Origin of the sequence: Paenibacillus sp. B-A-8 (assembly GCF_048572915.1) — a bacterium.
Taxonomy (GTDB): domain Bacteria; phylum Bacillota; class Bacilli; order Paenibacillales; family Paenibacillaceae; genus Paenibacillus_AQ.
Genome location: NZ_CP183882.1, coordinates 6437068 through 6459508 on the forward strand (window position 1 = coordinate 6437068; position 22441 = coordinate 6459508).

Consider the following 22441-nt stretch of genomic DNA (forward strand, 5'->3'; position numbering starts at 1 on the left):
CCACCTCCGTTATCTGATAAAGTCCACGAGAGTTGTGGAAATAATCTTTGCACCAACAGACAAGGAGGCATTATAGATATTCTCTTGAATCTTAGAGTTCATAATCAAACCCTCATAGTCGGCATCTTCAGTCTTAGCCTGTAAATCCGTTAAGTTAATATTCAAATCACTAAGCCGATCCTGCATTAATTCCACACGGTTGGTTTTGGCCCCTATTTCAGAACGCGCCGTCAGAATTTTTTCCATCCTTGTATCAATTAAACCAAGTTGTGCCGATATTCCTTTGGAATCACCGGATTTCAAGGCAACTGATAATTGATTAATGATTGCAAACATATTGTCAGCATCCCCAGTATTACCGAATACGTCATTACCTGTCGTACTAATAGGCATACGCACGTCTTCACCTACGATAAACTGAATCTGCCCTGTATCCGTAGTAATCGGCTTAGATACATCGTATGTACCATCCGCACCTTTAGCAAAATCATAAGGCTTCGTATTGTATTGCTCACCATTAAAAATATACTTTCCGTTCAGTGTACTGTTAGAAATATCCACCAGCTGTTCTTTCAGCTGCATAACCTCTGCATTGATACTATCTAGAGCAGACTGTGGATTACTACCTGTCGCAGCCTGTACGGACAGTTCACGAATCTTCTGTACAACATCTCCGGCCTGCCCTAGAACTGTATCATTATAATCTAGCCATGAAAGAGCGCTATCTACATTCTTAGTATATTGCTCGTTAGATGAAAGCTCCGCGCGATAGCGCAGGGAATACGTAATTCCTACCGGATCATCGGAAGGCTTGTTGATTTTGCGGCCGCTTGAAAGCTGTAATTGTGTGTCGTTCATCGTACGTGCATTACGGTTTAGGTTGAGCAGAAGCTGTGAATTCATCATGTTAGAGGTTACTCTCAACATACGCTATATCTCCTTTTATCTGCCGACTGTGCCGGTGGAATTAATCAATTTGTCGAGCAGTTCATCAAAAGTAGTCATAAAACGCGCAGCGGCACTATAAGCATGCTGGAATACGAGCATATTCGACATTTCTTCATCCAGTGATACTCCGCTGACAGATTGGCGACGGGAGTTTACCTGCTCTACCAGATAATCTGAGTTATCAGTCTGACGTGCAGCCTCTTGTGATTGAATACCTAGCTGACCCACCATGGAGCCAAGAAGCCCACCAACAGTATTGCTAATGCTACCATCCGGCGTAGTGAATTTACTATCCTTGAGGTTCGTCAATAAAAGAGCCAAGGTGTTATTTCCTTTAACGACCTGCGTATTGCCAGCTGCATCTACAGTAGTACGCAGTGAGGTTGCGAATAAACTAACATCCGCAGCAATTTCCGGATTCAACTTGATCGTTCCAGCCTCACCAGAGGTTACAAAGAAGTCACGGCCGGAGCTTCCATCCATTGCATAACCTAACTTGTGAAGTCCGTTCAAGCCTTTAACAATGGTCTTGGCGTCCTCATACATTGTTGCTCCCTTAGGCATAGCCTGACCTGCAGCCAATGTAACTACGGTGCCATCTGCTTGTGTAATCTTAGTATCAGTAGTCAACACCGTACCTTCAGGAAGATTTGAACCTGCCGGTATTGTAATTTCAACATCACCAGTAGCAATCGTACTAGCCATATCGTTGAGTTGTTTCTTGTAGTCGGTAACATAAGTATTTTTGGAGAAAATCATTCCGTAAGCCTCTCCGCCCTTCAAAGTGCCGGCGGCGTAAGCATTATTAAGAAATGCGCTATCTACGTTCGCAGTAACTTCTCCGCCCTCTACCAGTGGCTGTCCACCCAGAGATACGTTATAACCAGCTTCCGTCTCCACAACGGTAATATTAGCAATCTTGGATAGCTTGTCCGCCATCAGATCGCGTTGATCGCGTAAATCATTTGCCTGATCGCCCATACCTTCGATCTTATAGATCGATTTATTCAAGTCTGCGATAGCGGTCAGGTAACCCTGAGCCTCTTTTGCTTTAACGTCAATATTAGTAGCTAGATCCCGATCGAGATTATCTAATTGCGTGCTCATATAATTCATAGCATCAGTCAAAGATTGTGCAGTTTGTACTACAATCTTACGAGCAGTAGGATCTTCAGGGTTTTTACTAAGGTCAGACCAGGATTTCCAGAAGTTATCCAGTACCGTACGAATACCTGTATCCGATGGTTCATTAACAATCGCTTCTAGTTTAGAGAGGGTATCTGCTTGAAGTTTCCAGTTTCCAAATGCAGAATTCTCACCACGGTACTGATCATCCAGAAACATTTCCCGAATCCGATCGATAGACGAGAATTCCACCCCAGTACCCATTTGACCAGGAACAGTAGATTTATTAAATCCGTACGCTTCAATAGGTAAAGCGGCCTTCATATTAACACGTTGACGGGTATAACCCTCGGTATTCGCATTAGCGATATTATGTCCAGTTGTATTAAGAGCTGCGGTCTGAGTAAAAAGGCTGCGTCTCGCGGTCTCTATCGAGTGAAATGTGGATGTCATGCTTCTTACTCCTCCTTATGTTCTGCTCCAGCAGAACACTTCATCAGTACAATTCTAGCCTCGTGCATCAAAAATCCCCGACCGATTTACGTTATTTCCCTTATCGGACGGACGATGATATGTGATATCCTGATTCGGTCTTCCGACCAGCAGATCCAAAGAATAATCTATAAAAGTAAGCGACTGCTCTATCAGCTTCTGATTAAGCTCATTTGCTTCTTTCAAGCGGTGTAAAGTGCCAGAAAGCTTCTGCTGAATATGCAGCAGTCGTGCCTTGTCTTCAGGGTCAAATATAAGTCTGGACAGCTCAGTTAGGTTCAGGTTCAGGTTGGAACGAATACCCACGCCTTGCAGAACGGTATATGCTGCCGCGATTCGCTGTTCCTCGAGCTGTCCAATCAGTTTCATTAACTTGGACTCACGGTTCAGGATGTCGATTAATGCATCCACCTTGTTGTCCATAATCGTCTGTTTTTTCTCAGCGGCCAGCTCCAGCATTTGGTTATGTACTTCGTCCAGCCGCTCCAATAGTTCTATTAATGTTGTCAATGCCATGGATGGTTTCACCTAATTCTCGGAGGATTGCTTAAAGTAAGGGGCGAGTTTCTCTGCTAGCTTAGCTGCATCTACTTGATAGGTACCTGCGGAGACCTGTTGCTTCAAACTGTCGATCTTAAGTGCACGTTCAGCATCATTACCAGAATTCTGTGCTTGCAAGAGCTGAATTGCTTCATCAGAGATCGAAACCTCATCCTTGCGTGAACTTTTCTTCATTTGTTCCTGCCTTTGCGCGTCGGCGCTGCGTTGATACGGATTAATCGCGTTAATTCGTCCGGTCTCGTTAATTTTCATAACTTCACCTTCCTTCTAATATAAAAAAGCCGATAATCTTTACTAAGTTTATCGGCGTAGACTGAAACATTCTTTATAGCTGCAAACGTTTTTTTGCAGAATTTATAGGCCACGCAGCTTATCTATGGCGCGATATGCGCCGTCTGTTGTCTTTTTGGTAGTATCCTCAGCATCACTTTCCTTGGCGGCACTGGAAAGATCCTTCCTTAGCCGACTACGGCAGCTGTCGCACATATGCCCATCGCGAATCAGTGTTCCACACACCTCGCAAGGATACATCATATTAGGAGCATTAGCTATAGATATCCGGCCCTCTCGAATAAAGCGGGTGATCTCCTTAATCGAAATTCCCGTAGCATCGGACAGTTCTTGGATGTTGGTTCCTTTGTTCTCCCGCAAATAATTCACGCAGATCTCATATTCATGCTCCAGATCTTTGATGCAGGGCTGGCACAAACCCATAAGATTCTTGACAAACAACCGGCCGCACCTTGGACAATTGTCTAGATTCATAACAAGCAGCCGCTCCTCTCCGTACATTCTGTACAATGCATAATATCCTCATGCTCCTAGATTACATGATTGCAGAGAATTCGTCTATGGGACGGAAGAAACGCTATTAAGCGTATGAATCTCCTTAAATAATGAATAGAGGTGTTCACAATCATGCATTTCTCTCTCCTTAGGAACGTGCCCAAGTTAAGCTATAGACCTCAACCGTATAACCATAATCTGAACCCATTTGTTGTATGATCTCAGCGCACGCACGAATGGTACTGCCCGTCGTATAAATATCATCAACAATAATAATCCGAACAGAACGATTTAGAGGTGCCTCCCTTTTCAGCCAATCTGCAAATTGTGCTGTTACTGCCGGATTCTCTGCAAAAGCGTGTTTCATATCGGTCAGGCGTTCCGCTCGGCTCTTAAAGCTTTGTTTTCCGGTATGGTGTGTGCGGATCAGCAGCGGAAACTGGGGAACCTTCCTACGTCTAGACAAGACATCAGCCAGTCTCTCCGCTTGATTAAACCCCCGTTCCATTAGCCGAGAATCACTGACAGGCACTGGCACTAACAAATCAGCAGACCAAGAGCCGTGTTGTATATCTTTTTTATTTTTGAAGCAATGAATGATAGATGATTTCTGAGTTAAAAAAACACTCTGTTTCTCTTCTTTCAAGGTTAGATACGCTCTGTCCAGCATGAGACCAAGTAAAAGGGCGTATCGTTCATTGCCTCGATATTTATACTGACCCAACCATTCCCTCATAACGCTTGTGTAGGCCACTGCACTCCGGTTACAAATAATCGGTGACGGTTCATTACTACGGGAACAGTCAGGACAACCGACATGCCGACCACATTTCAGGCAACGAGGGGAACGTATCCAAGGAATGGATTCTACGCAAGTTCTGCAAACTCCAGGAAATTGTGAGGACCCAGGGTTGCGCTTGCCGCAAGTTAAGCATGGTGTTACTGAAGGGGATAAGAATGCCTGAGATTTAGTTAACCATGAGAACAGAGAATTCATCTCGACACATCCTTACTGATATATCCTTTGCGGCGAGCGATAATGTTCATAGTTCGGATCTGGGAGATTGCTCCACGTTGGGATCGGGTCCATTGTGGAGAGGCAAATACAACACGCCCAGCAGGATCATCTTTAGATCTCCCGGCACGCCCCGCCATCTGAACCAAGGAGGCTTCGTCAAAAAGATCGCTGTCCGCATCCAAAATAAATACATCGCTGCGAGGCACTGTAACTCCTCGTTCCAGAATCGTAGTCGTTACTAATAAGGAGATCGCGCGGCTACGGAAAGCAGTTACCTTCTCTGTCCGGAAGGGATCTTTGGAGGAAGTACCTTCGATGACTACGCCGGGAAAGCTCCGACGAAGCAGAACCAGTAATCCTTCAATATGTGCAATACGCGACACAAAACAAAAGATTTGCGCCTCTCGCTCGAGCGACTTACGAAGCGTATGTATGAGAGATCTAGGTACCATCCCACGCTTTAGGCATGTTTGAACGGATGTCATGGTCAGATGCTGCGGCACAGGCAAAGGATGACCATGGAAACGGACAGGTACTCTAGCATGTGGAAGTCTGCCTGACCGAACCAACCGCTGCATTTCTTGTGGTGGTGTGGCTGATAAGTAGATAAAAGATCCGTTTGCCTTACAGGCTTGTTCGGCAGCATAAGCCAACATAGGATCATTGTGATAGGGGTATGCATCCAGCTCGTCAATGATTACGAGATCAAAACCTCGATGGAAGCGCAGCAGCTGGTGGGTAGTCGCGAGAGTTAAGCGACCACCCACCCAGCGTTCTGCGCTGCCGCCGTAAAGCACGGCGAGAGTCTCCGCCGGGAAAGCTTTGGCGAGTCGCGGAGCGAGCTCGAGTACGACGTCGCGCCGCGGCGTCGCTACGAGCGCCCGCCCACCAGCGGCGAGCACAGCCTCTAGGAGCGGGAAGATCATCTCTGTCTTCCCGGCTCCCGTCACCGCCCAGAGCAGGAACCGCTCTGGGCACGCTTTGGCGGAGCGTTCACGCCGCTCCGCCAGAAAACCCAGCGCAGCGCCAGCGGATCCCGCCTGCGCTGGGCTTAACCCCCACCGGCCTGCGGCCGCGGTGGGGTCAAGGACGGCCGTGCTGCGCACGGCCGGAAGCGCTGCGCTGCGCAGCAGCAGCGCGCAAGCCCGGCTGCGCCCAAGTGCGAGGCAGGCCTCGCAATAGGCGCAGCCCATAAGGCCGCACGCGGCGCATGCCGTGCGGCCGGTCGGGGCGCTGCCGCAGCGCAGGCAGCGCGAAACCGCGCGGCGGGCGACAGCGCCGCGCGACCACACGTGCGGCAGCCTAGCCGCCGCACGCGCCAGAGCGCCAGCACCCGCAGGGAGCTGGCGGGCCCGCGCCCCGTGCGCAGCCGGGGCGTGACTACCCACGGCGGCTGTCAGCTGCAGCCGCCCCTGCAAATGCGCCAGTTGTGCCGCCTGGCGCCAACGACCTGTCAGCGCTGGCAATCCCTCTGCCAGCAGCGCTTCTATTTCCGGTTGCAATAGTGAGCGCCCAGCCACCGCCCACGATAGTTGTTCTGCCTCCGATTCAAGCAAAGCATAATCGAGATCATTTCCTCTGCAATCATTGTTCTTCTTATCCTGTTCTATACATACCTCTCTTTGCTCAGAAAGCCGCCAAAATGAAATCCCATCATAAAGCAATTCTTCCTTCGCAATTCCTCCTACCTCCCTTTCCTCTTTCAACTCAGGCTCAAGGACATTACTCACATATTGCCCCCATTCCTTAGTCCCCCAGCTCCTCATCCCCCCTCTTTGTTTGAAGGAATCGCGTAGCTTCACCGCCCACCCCAGCGGTAGCGCAGGAGATAATAAGACCAGCTTGTCCACCGTTACTAAGCCCCTACCTTGGCTCAACGAGCTAGCGCTGGACCACCACCATATATCTACTGTAAGGTCTAAAGAAATCCATACACTCCAGGTGCCCCTACATTCCAAGGCATATACAGCAGCTCGCATAAAACCCGCCTCCTTAACTCTCACCATTAATCACTCTTGCTTACACCACTTCCCTTACCGTAAACGCAAAAAGCACACTCCCCCATTTCTTGGAGAGTGTGCTTCACCCGTAACTTACATATTTACTTAAGATCTGTCGCGCTTTGATTCGCATCCCCTACTTCCTGCCATCCCCATAAAAGGCAACGAGCCAGACTGCCCTGACAACCGCAAGTCTACCACAATCCCTTGTTGCAGCAACTCTTCTTCACTCACCTGAAAAGTGTACATAGATGTTGCAAGATCGATAGAGCAGCCACTATCAGCCATCCTGGAAACAATTCCAAGGGTTCCATCGCTTGAGCCATCATCCATGAACGTTACTCGAAATCGTTTTCCGGTTAAAAAAGCTTGAAATGTCAGCGCTCGAATGTACCATTCCACAACAGATGCATGATTGCGGGTAATGAAAATATAATGAATCCATTTCACGGACTGCGGTGTCTGCCGCACCTTCTGCCGATTATGCAGCATATGAATAATCACTGCAGCGGATACATAAACAACCGCAATCCATATCAACTGGGCTACCATGGAGATGCACCTCCTCTGTATACCAACACTATATGCCGGCTTTAAAAGGTCGGTGACTGCCCAGAGTTCCTATCAAGCATAAACGCCTTCGGCGTCCTTGAAAGGACGGTAAGCGTTTAAGCGAGAAATATAAGACATAAAGTATGGTGTGAAACTTATACTTTCTTATATTTTATAGAAACAAGCTGTGCTCTCCTTGATTTGATTCCTATATGTAACGTAAATCTGTAGATATTTTTATAAAGTTACCCAACCATATTTGATCGAGTTAATTACAGCTTGCGTACGATCATCTACTTCCATTTTTTGCAAAATGCTACTCACATGATTTTTGACCGTTTTTTCACTAATAAATAAATACTCACCGATCATTTTATTACTCTTACCTTCCGCCATTAGGCGCAGAACTTCCGCTTCACGACGTGTTAGAGGATTGTTGTCACCGGCTACAAATTTAACACCGGCTTCCTTCACTACTGTATCCGCAGCTACTCCAGTCTCATTAAGGTAAGTCATGCGCCGCAATTGATTGATTAGCTTTCCGGTAACCTTTGGATGGATAAAGGCGTGCCCCTCACAGACCGAACGGATCGCATTAATAAGGGATTCGGCCTCCATATCCTTCAGTAAATAACCATTGGCCCCTTTACGAAGGGTTTCAAACACATAACTCTCATCATCATGAATCGATAAAATAATAACCTTAACCTCCGGGAACATTTCCCGCAGTTTTTGAGTAGCCTCCACGCCATTCTCAATAGGCATATTAATATCCATCAGTACGATGTCTGGTTTAGTTCCGTTACAGAACTCCAATACCTGGATACCGTCACCACATTCACCGATGACTTCGATATCCTCCTCCATATTCAAAATACGTTTCAGCCCTTCACGAAAAAGCTGATGATCATCCGCCAAAAGAACTTTAATGGGCGTCTTAGTAGAGTTTAAGTTCTCCATCACATTACTCCTTCCCTTTCTCCACGTTCGTCGGAATGTGGATCACGATTGTTGTCCCCTGATTCTCGGCTGATATGATTTCCATTCTGCCTTCAAGCAGCTCTACACGTTCCCGCATACCAACTAGCCCGAAGCTTTCACGATTGCCCTGCGGATTCTTTAATTTCTGCACATTAAAACCTAATCCATTATCCTTAATCACAATCTTAATTAACTGCGCTTGGTAAGTAATCTCTACCAATACGAAACTCGGGTAGGCATGTTTAGCTGCATTAGACAAAGCTTCCTGGACCAATCGGTATACCGCTGCCTCCATGGCTGAAGATAGTCGATGTTCCTGACCTCTGGTTTCCAAGGTCGTCCTCAGCTTCGTCTTCTCCTCAAAATCATGCACATATTTCCGCAAAGTCGGAATTAATCCCAAATCATCGAGAGCCATCGGTCGTAAATTAAAGATGACCTTACGCATTTCTTCCAGGCTGTATCGAACCTGTCCTTTCAAATCTATTACTTCGTCCTGCACCAACCCAAATTCCTGCTTTACCAGCATTCTTTCTACAATTTCCGTCCTAAGGACTAGATTCGCCAGCATTTGAGCAGGACCATCATGAATTTCCCGGGCAATTCTCTTCCGTTCTTCCTCTTGAGCCAGGATTATCTTGAGTCCTATCATCTGTCTGTTCTTCGCAGATTCGACAATTCTCGTCACCTGACCTAGTTCTCCCGACAAATATTCGAGCACTACGCTCATTTGCGAACCAATTGACTCTGCACGTTCTACAGAATTTTCGACACTGCGCACTCGCATTTGTAATTCATCACGTCTTGATCGAAGATAGACCTCTCTCTCACGCGTCATCATGAGTTCGAGCTGTAGCTCCGTAGCCTTCTCATAGGCTATACGAATATCCTTCTCTGAGTAGCGGACAAAGTCCCGGCTGACCTCTGTCAGCCGGATTCTGGAGCGGTGATACTGCAGCTCTAGTTTGTCTACCTTTTTCAATGTCTCATCCGTTTCGTCCATGACCCGCTGCAGTTCTTTGTTGAGTGCAGCAAGTTCATCACGCGCAACCTGCAATATTTCAAAAATCTGATACTTGCTGCTCTCCATCACGTCGATGGTATTTTTAATGACGCGATCAATCGCATCGGCTTGAAATTCCACGGATGCTTGCCCCTTTTCTATCGAATCGTTTTAAAGGTTTTCCTTTATATTAACATATCACGATTCGATAGTTACGGTCTTCGTTTTCTGTTCCCATTTTACAGTTAATCCTAGCTGTTCAGAAACTAGTCTTAACGGTACTAAAGTCCTACCTTGCAAAATGATAGGTGCTACTTCAGCACTCTGACGTTTACCATTCAGCAGATATTCTTTTTTATTTACGGTAAGATCCAGTGCCTTGGCTCCGCGTAATACCATGATCTTCTTATTCACCTGATCCCAAGTAGCGCTGCCTCCGAAAGCATCTAGTACATACCGAATTGGCACATAGGTACTGCCGTCTTTTACAATTGGAGCTACATCAATAGCTTTCTTATTTCCATTTACAGTCATTGCTTTCGAGCCAATGCTCATAGAAGCCGTACCTTTTGGTAAGCCCGCATCACTGGAAAGTGAAGGCATTGTAAAGGTGATATTATCAAAGGCAACTGTACCTGTCTTCGCCCGTTCATCTTGACCTTCCTCTACATTGACTACATAAAGTCTCTTCAGCGTAGCTGGGAATTTAATACCTGAGCCTGACAAGTCGATGTTAATGTTCTTCCAACCGTTCCAATCGATAATCTTTGCAAGATCTACATAAGCTGTAGCTCCGCTGTTGTCTACAAACTCAGCACGCAGCCAATTCAAGCTCATATCTCCCATCACATCAACCGACATCGAGGTTGCAAGCGCTGGAACTGTTTTTCCACTTGTACCATTAAGCTGGGCATAAGCATACATTTTTCCGCTTCCAGCCGTCATATCATAACTGAGTGACAGTACCTTAGAGCCTACTCTTTCGGCTGTTCCATCAACTATTGCTGCAGTACCCTGTACCGCTGGAACATTAGTCGTAAAGTTGATTGGATAGCTTACCTTCTCAAAATCTTCCCATGTTGTAGCCGCTGCTGTCGATAATACAACCACTGCACTAAATCCATCATAACGAGCAATAGCATAACCTGTAGTTACCCCTGCATCTACAGAGTTTACAGTAAGCTTGCCATCTTTCACGGCTCCCTTAAACCCTACAAACTCCCACTTCAGGGCTGAATCTGGAACATTAATAGTTGCTCCACTCTTCGTAGCTGCCGTAACAGGCACAGACACAGTGGTTCCGGCTGTCAGCGGTGCTGTAGCTGTACCTACACTCATACTGGACAGATCATTGCCACCCAGAACTGTAACGGTTGTAGAGGCGCTTGCCGAGCCACTTTTAGCTGTTAAGGTGACGGTACCTGGCTTCACTGCCGTAACTTCTCCTGCATTTACAGTTGCGCTTCCTCCACTAGATACCCAAGTAGGATTACCTGCCGCTACATCAATAGGGTTGTAGTAAGTGTCATACCCTTTTAAAGAATACGTAGCCTTTTGGCCAACTAGCAATGCGGAACTTCCACTAATCTTGATTCCCTTCACTTCACCTTGAGGTGCGTTAGTATAGACACCAAGCGCATTAACGATGCTACGTTGCTCTGTGCCATACTCTGTATTAAACGTGAGTGTAGTCGAGGTTTCGCCGAGGGGCCGGTCTACCATCGTTGTAGAGCCGCCTCCATCGAGATTAAGACCCTTCCAGACTCCAATATTCGTCATAAATGATTGCAGTTCGGTTAAAGACATTCCTGAACTATTGCCGTTTTTTTCAGCCGCTATGATATATACATAACGTCCATCCTGTGAGTAACCTAAAGCCGTACGTGCACGATAGCCCCCAATGCTGCTAGTTGATCGCGAAAACGTTGCTGCTTTCCCGTTATTTACTAGAATTGTATGTCCGCCGATCATCGTTTGCAGATTCGCAGGATCGAGCGATTGCTGAGTAGTCTTGGATTTCAAAGAATACTCGCTGGTAACAGGTTGTCCTACTGCCAAATGCGCAGTAACATATCGTGCGGCTAAGCCATGTGCCCGTAAAATATAAGCTCCCTTAGGAACCGCCGTAGGAAGTGCAGCATTCTCTGAGATTTGAGTAACTACACCATTCTCAACAAGTACCTCAGTTGGAGTGGTAGAGCTATTTTTAGGACGATCAAGAGCAGTCCATACATCTGTGTAGATATACATAGCATTAGCATGACTATAAGTCGAGCTTCCGCCTTCAGGGCTATAAGCACCTTTATTGATACCGGAGATCTCAAACTGTGCGCCATCTGGTGCGGTTACCATCCCCTCGAAGCTGTACTCGTCAATAATAGGTTTACGATCTTTTGTCACTGCAAAGGCATACATTCCATTCAATTGTGAAGGGGTAGACACCAGTACTCCACCTGATACTTGTCCACCGATTGGAGCACCCTCACCGCCTGTATTAAAATAATCTCCATTTACAGCAGCTACGGCTCCAGTTTCCTTAGCCATTCCACCAGTACTTTGCCGTGTAGTCAGGTTTCCGCCTTTACCCGTCATCACATCTAAAGAAACATATGGGTTGTTAAGATCTACTCGAATAACATCCGCAAGCCCAGAAGCACTCGCTCCAGAACGTGTAGTAGTATATTTATATTTCATCATAATGGCGCCCGAAGTAATCACTTCTTCTCCCAGCTTACTTACTTTAAAAGGAGCTGTGGCTGCAGCTGCGATTGGTGCAGACCCCTGACCAAACAGCATCATACCTTCACTGCCGATTACCGGCATAATCCATAACACACCAGCCAATGAAGCAGCAATCCACTTTTTAGTGGAAGATAATCTTATTCCCCGTACAACATCGCTACTCTTCTTCTCCATGAAAACTTCATTCATTTCAACGTAACTCTCCCATCTCTTTTGTACTCTATCAGTCCATATCAATGTCTGGAAACTGGTTCCTATTTTTCTAGTACTCTTTTAATAGACTGAAAATAAGCCAAAAAGTTGCGAAATTGAGAGATTTCAAGCTTTATAGAGTCGAAATTGTCATAATTAGACGACAAAAAAAAAGCCCGGCATAATTGCCGGACTTTACCAATTGATTCTTTGGTTACAAGAGTTGTTTACAGGTAATCTGCCTGTTTCAGCATCCGCTGCAGCATCACGGCAGCTTGAGCACGGGTGGCATTGCCCTGAGGCTGGAACTCACTTGCTGTCATGCCCAAAATTATCCCTGATTGCACTGCCTTGGCGACGAACTCAGCGCTTTGATTCTGAATCTTCGACTTATCCTTGAATTTTGCAAGCGTTGAGGCAGAAGTACCGCTTAGCGTAATAGGATGATTGGTATATTCCATCGCACGGATCATCATAATCGCCATCTGCTCGCGTGTTATATTATCATTCGGACGGAAGGTCCCGTCCGTATTCCCTGTAATAACTCCTGCTTTAGCCGCTGCACCAATGTAGTCTCCAGTTTGTGTGGAAGGCTGCACATCCCGGAAGCGTTGCGCGGTCTCACGATCTCCCAGCAAACCTAAACCGCGACTAAGCATAACAGCAAACTCAGCACGGGTAATTTTTTTCTCTGGATTAAATGCACTACCGTAGCTGCTATCTATAATATTCTTAGCGGTAAGTTCAGCAACAATCGCATTGCTCCAATGCTTACCCATATCCGTAAAGGTTCGGGTGGACAAAAAGGTCCCTAATATCTGATTACCAGCGGTACGAGCACGGATAACCGTATAGTTGCCGACCGTACTGACTTTTGTAGGTAGATAAGCCGCATCGTAATAGGAGAGGTCTAATCTGGCCGCAGATGTTTGCGCACTATTTAATGAAGAAGTAGTACGTACGGTATATTCTCCTGGTACTGTCAGTGCCTTGGCATTCGCATAATTATCACTAATTATTGCTGTCACCCGGACATCCATAAGACTTGTAATGGTTCGCATCCCCATCGTTTGTAGCTTTTGCTCAAAAGGTGTAAATGTGCCTGCTGGAACTTTATCCAAGCGGAACACAAGTGAAATATTTTTACTATCTGAGATCAAGCTACTTGCAAGTCCGCTCATATCAATATCATTGAGTCCCACACTAAATAGGTTATCTCCATGTCGAATCATAAACTTTGTATTTTTATTACGGTTCACCGCGTCGAGCAATGGTTTTAGCGGAACGGTCACAAAAGCTGCTTGTTCCGTGGAAGGAACCTCAAATGCCAAAATATCATTATTCATCTTAGACAGATATTCATAACTGGCAGCTATTCGATCTGCATTTAAAGTATATCTTTTTAGAGACTGATTATATAAAGAGCGGTCATCCACAATTTGCGAAGAATCACTCTTTAGTAGTGCATACTCTTTACCAAACTCACTCGTTGCAAGTGTTCCTAGATAGGATGGACGATTTCCAGATCCGGTTGTCACGCCTGTCAGATTCTGAACTGACAGTGCAGAGAATGACGACAGTACATTACCACTGAAATCCTTAATCGTACCGGCACCAGACATATAGGATAAGTCCACTGTTTGGCCGGTCTTTACAACAGAGGATAACGTTATTTTTAGAATATTGCCGGAGATATAGTAGGATTGCACACCCAAGCTGCTGCCATCTGCTCTAACTCCAAACTGATTGGCGTAGAGGGAACCGGATGCTTGCATATTCTTTGCAAAAGTAACAGTTAGCTCGTCTCCTGAAACGGTCGCTGAGTTAATCTCCGGTATGGTAGTACCGCTGTTTTCTGAGATGGATACAGGCTGTAGGTTAATATATGCTGCCCGATTGCCATTCAAATCGCTTATCCCGGCAGAACCAGGCACATAAGATATGGTCACATTCTGATTAACTGTCAGCGCAGTCTGAAGCGTTAAAGTAACCTGAGTGCCGCTAACCGATACATTAGTCACATAATTAGGCGTGCTGCCCACTAACACAGAGAACTGACTATTCAGCGGGAGACTGGTTGTAGACAAGCCTTCATTATAATTCAGAACGATCTTAGTGCCGCCTCCGGTTGCACTTTGGAACACTGGCGGAATGGTATCGTTGCTGTTACGGATATTAAAATCAGTAAAGTCCGCAATATTTTGTCCATAAGAATTCTGCAAAGGATACGAACCTGCATAATAGGACACCCGGACGTTCTGTCCATTTGATGCTTCACTACTCAATGTTAAGTATACTGTACTGCCGCTGGAACTTATCGAGTTGACTCCAAGTGAGCTTCCATCTGCAATCACTGAGAACTGGTTATGTGCGTAATAGGAAGCCGGTTTTAATGTATCATTAAAATTCAACACTACGGATCTACCCGTGATTCTCCCGTCTTTAGGTGTCGGCATGGAGGACTCGATAGAGTTCGTAATCTGTTTAGAGCTAAAAGTGCTCGCTGCATTTCCGCTTGGGTCTTGAATTGTCCGCAGTCCGCCATTATAGCTGACCTTCACAATCTGCCCAACAGCTACTCCTGTACTCAATACCAGATAAGCGCTGTCTCCTTGAATATAGACACTTTCAATCGCTCGATTCTCGTCATTGACCGTAACTCCAAAGCTTGAAGTCAGCAGCGCTATGGATGAATTGAGCGTCTCATTATATTTCAGACGAATGGTTCGGTTATTCTCAAGCTGTGCAGATGTGAGCTGTGGAGCTGTTTTGTCCAGAGACAAGGTCTTGAAGCTCCATGAATTTTTACCGCTTAATCCTTCATATAGAACGTTAGCATCACTTGCATCTACAAAAGCCCCTTTGGCAATGTCAATGTAATACGTTGAATCACTATCTAACGCTACGGAAGGTGTGATGATATATTCTTTAGCTGTGCTGGTACTCCGAGTAACGTTAACCGGCACCTGAGATCCCCCACTTTTATATAGAGCCACACCACTAGCCACAGCGCTGTTGTAATTCACATCCCGATTAAACGCGATCGAAAAGGATCTGTTATTCGCTATAGATTCACTTCGATCAGATGGATTCAATGCACTTACGCCAAGTCCAGTCAAAGATACCGTTGTGAAGGTCCAAGTGTAAGCGCCCGAGGCAGGAAATACATTTCCATCTTGGTCATAAAAAGCACCTTGGGGGATGGTAACTGTATATTGCGTGCCATTTAGCAGAGGTGAGGCTGCTGATGCCGGATTCAATGTTATGGTTCTACTGCTTCCTCCAGTAACCGCTGGCGAGTTCACATTAAGCCATCTCGTTCTAGCATCGTTAGCAGCCCCTGGGGACACCGTAATCACACCTGATGCAGGCATCATAGGACGGTCAAAAGTAAGCTGTAGCGCTCCTGTGGTAGATACACCACCTGTACCATTAGCCGGTGATGGAGTCATCGGAATCTCAGCTACACCTTTTGTAGAAAAACTCCATACATTCCCGCTAGAAATACCAGAAAATGTTCGATTATCTACATCTTTAAAAGCGTAGGAATCAATGAGAACATAATAATTCCCTCCGGCTCCCAAGGCTTTATCCAACGATAATTTAACTGTTGTAGAGCTAGCATCAGTTTGAACGTTAACTCTGGTGTCATCATCCTTAATTCTGAACTCTTGCACTGTTGTATTATCTGCTGAGGACAGGACTCGGATAGAGCCTCCACCTTTTAACAGCTGCTTATTTAGTGTCAGACTAAGTTCCTTTAAACTCCCGGCATCTACTCTTGCATTACTAGCCGGTGTGAAGTTACCTGCGGTAATAGCCGTATTACTCTCAGGAGCAGTGGTAAATGCCCATGAAGTAAGCCCTGATTCATTCCCCTCATTATCTTTGAACAATCCTTTGGGAATTGTAACCGTGTATGCCTTATTCGGAGTAAATTGTTGGTTTGGACCTAACTTAAGCTCGTAGTCTTTTGAACTACCAATTAAACCATAGCTACCAATAGGAATCGTTACAAAAGGTGCACTATCCCCCTGTCCCGTGATGGTAATTTCTCCAGCCTGTGGGTTGACTTGACGGTCAAAGCTTAGTTTAAGAGATGATCCTATATTTACATAGGTTGCTCCAGGTGCTGGTGACACGCTTATGCCAAATTCCGCTGCAGCATGCACTGCCGATATTCCGATTCCAATAGAAGGATACCCTGTTCCAAGTACCAGTTCTCCCGCTAGAAAAAGCGCCGTCCATATTGAAATTTTTCTTTTCATGCCGTGATAGACTCCTCTCAAACCATACTAACGTCTTTATGTATATTCTTATATTTCGGTTAAAGGGCTTACAAAGTTTAGTAGTCTACTTCTCTATGATTAGAATCAACCCTAATTCTGTTCATTACATAAAAATAGCCCGCACAGTCGACACTAAGTGCCAACTTGCGGGCCTAACGTATTATAAGAACGTATGATTAACTACAATCCAGCCTGATCTCTGAGTAATTCCGCTTTATCTACGCGTTCCCATGGAAGATCTACATCTGTACGTCCAAAATGGCCGTATGCTGCAGTCTGTCTATAGATTGGCTTACGCAAATCAAGCATGGAGATGATCCCCGCAGGGCGAAGGTCAAAGTTGTTGCTGATCAGTTGAACCATCTTTTCTTCACTGATTTTACCTGTTCCGTATGTATCCACATTAATCGAGACAGGAGTAGCCACACCAATGGCATAAGCAAGCTGAATCTCACATTTATCAGCCAGACCTGCAGCCACTAGATTCTTCGCTACATAGCGAGCTGCATAGGCAGCGGAACGGTCCACTTTAGTTGGATCCTTACCAGAGAATGCACCACCGCCATGACGAGCATATCCGCCATACGTATCAACGATAATCTTCCGTCCAGTCAGACCGGCATCCCCTTGAGGACCACCAATAACAAAACGTCCGGTTGGGTTAATAAAGTACTTGGTTTCGGAATCGAGTAGTTCCGCAGGAACAACCGGCATAATTACATGTTCTTTAATATCAGCCTGAATTTGTTCAAGAGAGATTTCCTCCGCATGTTGTGTGGATACTACGATAGCGTCCACGCGTACAGGCTTCTCATCTTGATATTCAATCGTAACTTGAGTCTTTCCGTCAGGACGCAGATATTCCAAAGTTCCGTTCTTACGAACCTCAGACAAGCGACGAGCAATACGGTGAGATAAAGCGATCGGTAGCGGCATCAGTTCTGGTGTCTCATTCGTAGCAAAACCGAACATCAAACCTTGATCACCCGCGCCAATATTTGCCGTTTCTTCAGCCACTTGTGCTGGATCACGGTGCTCTAGTGCAGAGTTTACACCCTGAGCAATATCAGCTGACTGCTCATTAAGTGAGCTCAACACTGCACAAGTATTATAATCGAAACCATATTTTGCACGTGTGTAGCCAATTTCTTTAATGGTGTTGCGTACGATGGCAGGAATATCTACATACTCAGATTTGGTACTGATTTCCCCGATCACCAAAACAAGACCAGTTGCTACTGCTACTTCGCAGGCTACACGTGCATTTGGATCATTAGCTAAAAATGCATCCAATACCGCATCGGAAATCTGGTCACAGATTTTATCCGGATGCCCCTCCGTCACGGACTCAGAAGTAAACAAATGACGCCCTTTAATAGACAAGTATAACAACCTCCCTTATGGTTAGTCTGACACTGTATAAGGAGTTCCTTTATAATCACACAGGCCAAATAAAAAAACTATAAAACAAAACAACTCAGAAGCCTGTTTCTTTTTATGAAGGATGATTGCAGTATTTCATGTTTATATTCACTAAACTCTTCAAAAAATGAACCTTTCCCATATGGAAAAGGTCTAAGGCTTTCCTCAAAAGTCATATTATCTTATTTGGGAGGTGGTGTCAATTACTCCGAAACCCCTCCAACACAGTATAAATATTGATTTCGCCGTATGAAAAAGCAATATCAGATAGGATATATAAGAGTCCCTATACCCTGATATTATTGAAAAAGAGACTGTTCGGCTTGCTTAATGAGTCTCTTCGTGATTTCTCCGCCAACAGAGCCATTATCTCTTGAACTAAGATGTCCAAGATACTGGCTACGGCCAGAACCACTACCTCCGATTGCCCCTAATTCAGAAGCAAACTCAGTGTCTGCTCCGCCTCCATAATGCGCTCCATATAAACCAAACTCAGCTGCAATCTCATATTGCATTTGCTTCAACATTGCCCGACTTTCCGGTACCACTGTACGATTGTTACGTGCCATGTTACAGCACCTCCTGTGAATTTGTAAGATTACAGGAATATTGTGCGTCCAATATCTACTCTTCAATCGCGCCAATGATTTGTAACTTTGGAAATCAGTTTGAAGGTATGATCAAGTACTTTTAAGGGCATTATGAATATATAATTACAAATTATTTCAGTGTATAACCACCGCGAACCATGACAACAAGGCCAAGGGTTTGTCCTGTTTGGACAGTAATACCACGACCATCGCGAGGGAAGGATAATAAATGGTTAGATGGCGCAGCTACTCCATTTGCAAGATCTTTACCATCTGTTAAATCAGCCACACCGTTTGCATCTTGAGAGTAGATAACCGCTTTACCTGCACGAACAATAAATTCAGCACCTGCGGAAGCAATTAGAGTTTGACCTGGCTTTACATCGACAATTACAGATTCATTGCCACTAGTAGTTGGAGCTGTTGTTGCTGTTGGAACTGAGCTAGGACTCGGAGTAGCTGTAGCTACTGGAGCTGTACCTGTACCACCTGTAAGTGCTTTCTGAATTTGCTGATCTACATAGCTTTTGGTAACTACTGGATCATCTGCTGTGCCAGGCTGTGAACCAACACCTGCACCTTCAGCAGTAACATTCAACAGTGATCCAGCCCATACACCACCAGCCAGTAATACAGCAGCTGTTGTTACTTTCCAAACCGATTTCAATGAAGTTCCTCCTCATGAGTGGGGATAAATGCCTATAAAAAAAGAATAGCCTCCGAAGAGGCTATTCTTGCTTCGTAAAGGAAGCTAATTATCTTACAGTTTGTTTGTTACCTTTAACAATTGTAAGACCATCTTTGTCAGCAGATTTAGCATTTTCCTTAACTTCAACAGTAAGGGAATCAAGAGTGTTCAAATCAGTGATGTCTTTACCGTCAACTTTGATTTGCAACAATACTTTACCTTCTTCGCTACCAGAACCAACAGTCGCTTTTACAACTACATTTGCTGATGATGGCTCAGAACCATTCAATCCTGCAACGACAACAAAGTCTGAAGGATCAACACTTGTAATTTTATTTGAGAATGTCAATGTCAGGTATGCAACATTACTGTTAATAGCTGCTTCAGTCAATTTAGGAGCAGTTGTGTTCTTAAGCTCATGAACTACCGAAGCAGAAGCAGTATTTTCCATTCCGTTGCCAGCTGCATCAGAGATACCAACAACTTTGAATGTGTAATCTTTAGTTTCTGTAATTCCGCCTACTGGAATGAATACTTTCACTTGAGCAGAAGTTGGTTTAGTAGCAGTACCTACAACCGTAGTTGGATCAATAACTGCGTAAGAACCAGAAGGTAGAGCAGCACCGTTCAGGACATAGCTGCTAGAATCACGAAGCGAAGCTACATTCAAACCAATGTTATCAGTAGCTGTTACTGTAAATTGGTGGTATCCAGCTTCTGAAGAAGCAGCTGTGTACACTACAGAAGTAACAGTAGGTCTCTTGTCATCGTTGGCATTGATTTTTTCAGCTGTAAGAGCAACTGTTGCTGCGCTAGAAGTATTAGGAGTTCTTGCTTTATCCTTCACCAAGCCAGCAGTAATGCGAACTGTGTAGTCTCCACCCAAAGTAGTGCTAGTCTTAACAGTTACTTTCGCACCTTTTACAGTCATGTCAGCTTGAGTAATTGGTGAACCAACAACAGTACCTGTGGATTCATCAATGATGCTAACAGTACCAGTTGCAAGTACAACATCTTCACTGAAAGTCAATACAAGACCACTAGAACCGTAAGTAGCAGATACTACAGTTGGAGCAGTAGTGTCTTTAACAAAAGTAACTGCTTGAGTCACAGTGGCTCCAAGTGTGTTACCCAGTGTATCACGAACAGATGCTGCGAATGACAGTGTACCAGTGAAAGTTCCGGATGCTGGGAAGTTGAAGGCACTAGGTACTTGCAATTTAATTGTGTCGCTATCGTCAGTTGTAATAACATTCATGTTACCAACTTTGTCGCCGTCAGCTTTCAGCAAGGAAACATTACCCTTGAAGGATGCAGCGTTAACTTTTTTGTTGAATTTAACTTTTACATAGTTGTCACTCTCAGGAGTAACGCTAACGATCGTTGGAGCAGCTGTATCAGCAACTACAGTTACACTTGTTTTAAGTGTGCTTGCAACGTTGCCAGCAAAGTCAGTAACTTTGTTAAGTACTACATCATTAGCTGTACCAGTTTTCAGTGCAGTATTTGTAGTCAATTTAAATGTATCAGCGGATTCCTTCGATACAGCTACAGAAACACCGTTAATAGTAGCAGTAAAGCTATATTGTTTTACTGGCTCGCTGAATTGTACGAATACTTCTTTAGTAGATTCTTTAGCTACGGCATTAATAGCCTTAACTGTAGGAGCTACTGTATCAGCAACTGTCAACAATGTAGTGTAAGTAGCAACTTTAGTTCCAGCTGATGTCAGAACGCTGTCACTTACTACTACTGTGTATTGACCCTTCAAGTAGTCAGTATCAACTTTGTCAAGAGTGATTGTCAACTCGGTGCCAGCTTCATTCAAGCTTGCAGCTGAACCAACAACAGTTACAGCAGTTCCGCTTACAGGTACTACCTTAACAGTGTCAGCAAGCAATTTACCATCTTCAATCACAGAATCAGCGCTAATTACACGGTTGAATTTAACAACCACTTGTTTAGCGTTTGGAGCTTCTACGGAAAGAACCTTAGGAGCTGCCAAAGTTACTTTAGTTGTGTAGTCGTGGTTGTTGTGTTTGAAGGAAATTGAAGTTTCAACGCCTTCTACAAGTGCTGTAGTCAAAGTTACAGTAGTAGTAGTTTTGTCAGAGAAAGTTACAACTACGCTAGTTGGGCTTACTGCTTCTGCAGAAGCTACAGTAGGAGCTGCTTTCAATTGATCAACTGCATATGCTGTTTCAACTACCAAAGAACGGCTAGCGTTAGCTTTGAAGTTAGTGTCTTTAGCAATCAGACCAGCATCGATTACTGCTTGAGCATAACCTTTAGCCCATGCAGATGCACTGTTGTCGCTTGTTGCTGGTGCTTCAAGTTTCAAAGCGCGGAACAATACAGCCGCTACTTCTTCAACAGTTACTTTACCGTTGTAGTCGAAGATACCTTTAACAGTATCTTTACCTTGCATCAAGTTAGCTGCAGTAACAGCTTCGATGTAAGGAACTGCCCAGTTACTAGCGTTGTAACCTTTGTCTTTGTAAGACAATTTGTTAGTTACTTCAGTAAGATCGAACAATTTAGTAACGATCTTCGCGAATTCAGCGCGAGTAAGATCTTTTTCAAGGTGAGCTTGACCATCTGGGTACCCATTGAGAATACCTTTTGCTGCCAAAGCGTCAAATTTTTGTTGCGGAGTTGCAGCTGCGTCACCAAACGCTACAGAGGCAAACATCGAGAATGCCATTGCTGTAGATAATGCTACGGATAAAATTTTCTTCATAACCTTTTTTTCTCCTCCTTGGACGTTCATAAACTGAGATTTTTCTTTAGTTGAGTAGCTCGTGTCACTCATTAGCCGATGCACCCCCTTTCCAGAGTTGAGCAAATTAAGTATAAATAATGTCTGTGACGGGTATCACAGAAACTGGTAAACAATGATCAGGACATGACAATACTAGATTCCTAATTATACCTAAGTATTATACAATGTGCCTCAAGTCACGTAAAGCTAATTTTTCCATTTTGTTAAATTGGCTTTACCACCGGTTAATTTCAACTGCCTGTGTAAATGACTCTACACCTTAAACGCAGA

The 22441-nt window shown here is 44.8% G+C and carries 15 protein-coding genes and 1 pseudogene; all 16 read right to left on the reverse strand.

What is annotated here, in order from left to right:
* Positions 1 to 9 precede the first annotated feature (9 nt).
* The 16 genes and pseudogenes from flgL to ACN6MV_RS29200 all read right to left on the reverse strand — a co-directional run bounded on the left by flgL (position 10) and on the right by ACN6MV_RS29200 (position 22129).
* Complete coding sequence (gene flgL, locus ACN6MV_RS29125; RefSeq protein ID WP_419885363.1) at positions 10 to 927, reverse strand: flagellar hook-associated protein FlgL; 918 nt, start codon at positions 925 to 927, stop codon at positions 10 to 12.
* Between the two features lie 15 nt (positions 928 to 942).
* Positions 943 to 2526, reverse strand: coding sequence for a flagellar hook-associated protein FlgK (gene flgK, locus ACN6MV_RS29130; RefSeq protein ID WP_419885364.1), 1584 nt, complete (start codon positions 2524 to 2526; stop codon positions 943 to 945).
* A gap of 54 nt (positions 2527 to 2580) precedes the next feature.
* Positions 2581 to 3081 carry a flagellar protein FlgN gene (locus ACN6MV_RS29135; protein ID WP_076119065.1) on the reverse strand — a complete coding sequence of 167 codons (501 nt, stop codon included), beginning with the start codon at positions 3079 to 3081 and terminating at the stop codon, positions 2581 to 2583.
* A gap of 12 nt (positions 3082 to 3093) precedes the next feature.
* Entirely contained in the window at positions 3094 to 3378 is a 285-nt protein-coding gene (gene flgM, locus ACN6MV_RS29140; protein ID WP_042131340.1) for a flagellar biosynthesis anti-sigma factor FlgM, read from the reverse strand.
* Positions 3379 to 3480: 102 nt separating this feature from the next.
* Positions 3481 to 3891 (reverse strand): TIGR03826 family flagellar region protein, encoded by a 411-nt coding sequence (locus tag ACN6MV_RS29145; protein WP_076119188.1) that lies wholly within the window; start codon positions 3889 to 3891, stop codon positions 3481 to 3483.
* Between the two features lie 169 nt (positions 3892 to 4060).
* Positions 4061 to 4636 (reverse strand): ComF family protein, encoded by a 576-nt coding sequence (locus tag ACN6MV_RS29150; RefSeq protein WP_249923518.1) that lies wholly within the window; start codon positions 4634 to 4636, stop codon positions 4061 to 4063.
* Between the two features lie 269 nt (positions 4637 to 4905).
* A pseudogene (locus ACN6MV_RS29155) lies at positions 4906 to 6393 on the reverse strand (DEAD/DEAH box helicase); the annotation flags it as partial.
* 642 nt (positions 6394 to 7035) lie between these two features.
* Positions 7036 to 7482: a glycosyltransferase family A protein gene (locus tag ACN6MV_RS29160; RefSeq protein WP_052414762.1), complete on the reverse strand. Its 447-nt coding sequence runs from the start codon at positions 7480 to 7482 to the stop codon at positions 7036 to 7038.
* Positions 7483 to 7719: 237 nt separating this feature from the next.
* Positions 7720 to 8442 (reverse strand): response regulator, encoded by a 723-nt coding sequence (locus tag ACN6MV_RS29165; RefSeq protein WP_042131342.1) that lies wholly within the window; start codon positions 8440 to 8442, stop codon positions 7720 to 7722.
* 4 nt (positions 8443 to 8446) lie between these two features.
* On the reverse strand, positions 8447 to 9607 hold the full coding sequence (locus ACN6MV_RS29170) for a sensor histidine kinase (protein ID WP_042131343.1): 1161 nt from the start codon (positions 9605 to 9607) through the stop codon (positions 8447 to 8449).
* A gap of 57 nt (positions 9608 to 9664) precedes the next feature.
* A complete protein-coding gene (locus tag ACN6MV_RS29175) occupies positions 9665 to 12397 on the reverse strand; it encodes a stalk domain-containing protein (protein WP_081389832.1) in 2733 nt (910 codons plus the stop codon).
* A gap of 230 nt (positions 12398 to 12627) precedes the next feature.
* Positions 12628 to 16668 (reverse strand): Ig-like domain-containing protein, encoded by a 4041-nt coding sequence (locus ACN6MV_RS29180; protein WP_419885365.1) that lies wholly within the window; start codon positions 16666 to 16668, stop codon positions 12628 to 12630.
* A gap of 201 nt (positions 16669 to 16869) precedes the next feature.
* A complete protein-coding gene (gene metK / locus ACN6MV_RS29185) occupies positions 16870 to 18072 on the reverse strand; it encodes a methionine adenosyltransferase (protein WP_042131346.1) in 1203 nt (400 codons plus the stop codon).
* A gap of 338 nt (positions 18073 to 18410) precedes the next feature.
* Positions 18411 to 18680, reverse strand: coding sequence for an alpha/beta-type small acid-soluble spore protein (locus ACN6MV_RS29190; protein ID WP_042131347.1), 270 nt, complete (start codon positions 18678 to 18680; stop codon positions 18411 to 18413).
* A 151-nt stretch (positions 18681 to 18831) separates the two neighbouring features.
* Positions 18832 to 19368 carry a hypothetical protein gene (locus ACN6MV_RS29195; protein ID WP_042131348.1) on the reverse strand — a complete coding sequence of 179 codons (537 nt, stop codon included), beginning with the start codon at positions 19366 to 19368 and terminating at the stop codon, positions 18832 to 18834.
* 88 nt (positions 19369 to 19456) lie between these two features.
* Positions 19457 to 22129, reverse strand: a complete 2673-nt coding sequence (locus ACN6MV_RS29200) for an S-layer homology domain-containing protein (RefSeq protein WP_197069722.1) — start codon at positions 22127 to 22129, stop codon at positions 19457 to 19459.
* Between the last annotated feature and the right edge of the window lie 312 nt (positions 22130 to 22441).

Bases quoted from the DNA above. Each gene is read 5' to 3' on its own strand.
- flgL (WP_419885363.1), bottom strand. From the start codon at position 927: ATGTTGAGAGTAACCTCTAACATGATGAATTCACAGCTTCTGCTCAAC.
- flgK (WP_419885364.1), bottom strand. From the start codon at position 2,526: ATGACATCCACATTTCACTCGATAGAGACCGCGAGACGCAGCCTTTTT.
- ACN6MV_RS29135 (WP_076119065.1), bottom strand. From the start codon at position 3,081: ATGGCATTGACAACATTAATAGAACTATTGGAGCGGCTGGACGAAGTA.
- flgM (WP_042131340.1), bottom strand. From the start codon at position 3,378: ATGAAAATTAACGAGACCGGACGAATTAACGCGATTAATCCGTATCAA.
- ACN6MV_RS29145 (WP_076119188.1), bottom strand. From the start codon at position 3,891: ATGAATCTAGACAATTGTCCAAGGTGCGGCCGGTTGTTTGTCAAGAAT.
- ACN6MV_RS29160 (WP_052414762.1), bottom strand. From the start codon at position 7,482: ATGGTAGCCCAGTTGATATGGATTGCGGTTGTTTATGTATCCGCTGCA.
- ACN6MV_RS29165 (WP_042131342.1), bottom strand. From the start codon at position 8,442: ATGGAGAACTTAAACTCTACTAAGACGCCCATTAAAGTTCTTTTGGCG.
- ACN6MV_RS29175 (WP_081389832.1), bottom strand. From the start codon at position 12,397: ATGAATGAAGTTTTCATGGAGAAGAAGAGTAGCGATGTTGTACGGGGA.
- ACN6MV_RS29180 (WP_419885365.1), bottom strand. From the start codon at position 16,668: ATGAAAAGAAAAATTTCAATATGGACGGCGCTTTTTCTAGCGGGAGAA.
- ACN6MV_RS29190 (WP_042131347.1), bottom strand. From the start codon at position 18,680: ATGGCACGTAACAATCGTACAGTGGTACCGGAAAGTCGGGCAATGTTG.
- ACN6MV_RS29200 (WP_197069722.1), bottom strand. From the start codon at position 22,129: ATGAAGAAAATTTTATCCGTAGCATTATCTACAGCAATGGCATTCTCG.